This window comes from Vibrio sp. 1F263 (assembly GCF_041439035.1).
Lineage (GTDB): Bacteria > Pseudomonadota > Gammaproteobacteria > Enterobacterales > Vibrionaceae > Vibrio > Vibrio tasmaniensis_A.
The window spans coordinates 1-2,578 of record NZ_JBGONI010000102.1 but is presented as its reverse complement, the minus strand read 5'-3'; the positions used below and the strand labels follow the sequence as shown (position 1 = coordinate 2,578).

General features: G+C 40.5%; 2 protein-coding genes. Both read left to right on the top strand.

Going from position 1 to position 2,578, the window contains the following annotated elements:
- Positions 1 to 426: 426 nt before the first annotated feature.
- Positions 427 to 861, top strand: a complete 435-nt coding sequence (locus ACED25_RS23180; protein WP_017098098.1) for a CesT family type III secretion system chaperone — start codon at positions 427 to 429, stop codon at positions 859 to 861.
- 6 nt (positions 862 to 867) lie between these two features.
- Positions 868 to 2,064 carry a hypothetical protein gene (locus tag ACED25_RS23175; RefSeq protein ID WP_017098097.1) on the top strand — a complete coding sequence of 399 codons (1,197 nt, stop codon included), beginning with the start codon at positions 868 to 870 and terminating at the stop codon, positions 2,062 to 2,064.
- Positions 2,065 to 2,578 lie beyond the last annotated feature (514 nt).

Below are 2,578 nucleotides of genomic sequence, written 5' to 3'. Positions count from 1 at the left end.
ATTGTATTTTGCTTCCAGTTGGTTGTTTTATAACGAGGTTTAGGCATAGGGCTACGAGAGAGAGTGGTGGTAGCTGCTCAGGTCGTAGATTCTTAATTTAGTTCCACTGAATTGCGAAACAAAGCTAATCTTACCACTTAACCAACTCATTTACGTTCCAATGCCTATGGAATTGGGTCTCGCTTTTGGCTGGCTAAGCAAATTATAATCATTTACCAAAACTTTAAAAAAGTATACAAAATTCAATTAGATAAACATAATTAAGATGATGTAATTTGAGGGTGAAAATGCTATTTCCGACCATTTTACGGAGACCATCGAAACTGTTCCCGTAGAAACATAAAAAATAACGGCTACATATGATTGCCGTTTTTTTGTTGCACGTTAATCTAAGTGGTAAAACCATGACAAATTGAACAGGATAAAATGGACAGAGAAAGTAATGTCAAATACTGGCTGAGAAATATCAACGAGCAGCTAACTCTAATTGACCGTCGGTGCCATATGCGGGTAGACGAGGCTCATTCCCTCCTGGTCCAACTCTCTGAAGATGGACAGGAGCTTCTACTTCATGGTGAGATAACGGATATTTCTATGAAGGATGAATTGTATATACTCCGCAGCAGTATGGTACTGAACGGACAACAGGATACGATGAAACGTTGTTGGTTAGCGACGCATCAAAATAAACTGCTTCTCATTCATGAGCTTAGCTTAGTTGATTGCGATGAAATCGACTTTGAGAACACGATGAACAACTTCATTGTGCTTATGAGTACTCTTAGAACTCAATTTAGTTCGGTATCAGAACCGATAAATGAAGTAACCATGCCTTATTCTCAACAGCTTATAAAAGGATAAATATTCATGCCTATTGGATTGAATCCAGTTCAAACGACTAATGTCACAAACACTTCAACTCATACCAAGAGTCCATATGAACTAAAGGTTCAGCCTGACAAAGCTAAACTACTGCAGGATATCGCGCCAACAGGACCTACACTGAAACAACCCACCACAGGAGAAAAAACTGCTATCACGATAAGTATGGATGAAGCAATGACAGCAATGACAGCAATGAACAAAGAACAAGCGAAGGGAGGTTTTACTCTTGATGACGGACGACAGTTCGAAATTCGAGATATGCATGTAATCAGACAGAACAAGGGGGGCTTGATAAGCCGGATGAAAGAAGGTTTCATCAAAGCATTACATGGTCAAGGAGCTTCATCCTCAGATGCTAAAAAGCTGACCGCAGCGTTACACCAAAAAGCCGATAACCCAGCAGTTCAGGAAAACTTTGTGCGCTCGTGGGATAGTGGAGGTTTTACAGATCCTACAGTAGTAAGTGGTGAAATGGGAGTGCGTGGGCATCAGTCAAAACAAGATTTTCAGTTTATTGTCCACACCGCACCAATAACTCACTTGATGGAAGGGAAGGGCGTTTTTAGTATTGATGCAGAAAGTGCGCTAACCTCCTGGGATGTAGCATGCACTAGTATCGTAAACCAGAGCAAGACTTTCACTTATGGCTCCGTTGGTGTAATTCTGAAAGTTCCGGAACAAAATGTTATTGCCGCTAGTCCAAACGATCTGATGTCGGAAACCAACATTGGTCTTCTTGATCGGACTGAAGATCTTGTCAACGTCTCAGATAAGAACGCTACAAAGACCCGCTATGAGGCAATGCCTGACTATGAACGTACAGGGTTACTAGCAAAAAAGGAATTACCGCGACATCAAAGGCATACCAACACTCCAAGTGAAGTCCTGAAGAAAACCTATGGGATGCGCAATGAAATTCTTATCTGTACGTCTGGAGGTGTAAATCTCCACGAGGGGCAGAAGGCAACCGAGAAGGTGGAAATAGCAGGGTTTTTCCTCAACGACAGCGCCCCAACAGCCTCTCACCAAGATTTAGCCGATTGGAAAGGAGAAACGTTGTTATCCAAAAATGATAAGTACGAGTTATTCAAGCAGCATGCTGAGCCCCTAGCCCAAAAACTTGGAGTGCCAATTATTTACTTAAACGGTACAGCGGATATTGCGGAAGTTTTGAAGTAGAAATAAATATAAAAACGCAAATTTTTATGTAGTCTGGTGTTGTAGGGCAAATGAGAGGCGAGCGTCTAATAGTTGATTTTCTGAACATATAATAACTAACGCAGATACCACCAACTAAGGTGGTGTCTGCAATTTAAGTTTGAAGGTCAAATCGATAGAAGTGTGTTAAAATAACTCTTTTTCTTAACTGAATTAAACAACAACGTCGCATTTATCGTAAAACAGCTTTAGTTATGGCATAAATCGTCATTATATCTATGTATGCATTGATTTTAAACAATATTAGAAGGTGATGAGAGTAAGAAGTTTTTTAAACGGCTTTATAGATGGAGTTATTCTCCTCCGGCAACGCATGTAAACAATGAGGATTACCTTTCCCCTACAAAGATAGGCGTCTAAGTAGTGCTGAATCTTTGGCTACCTAAGCTTCACGGCTCAAAAAAACGGGAAGCAAAAATTGGTCATGACTCCAATCCGTTGATTAATAGTAAAACTCTCGTTCGATAAAGGTGCC

What these genes read in the sequence shown, in the direction of transcription:
- ACED25_RS23180 (WP_017098098.1), top strand. Translation starts at nt 427, where the DNA reads ATGGACAGAGAAAGTAATGTCAAATACTGGCTGAGAAATATCAACGAG.
- ACED25_RS23175 (WP_017098097.1), top strand. Translation starts at nt 868, where the DNA reads ATGCCTATTGGATTGAATCCAGTTCAAACGACTAATGTCACAAACACT.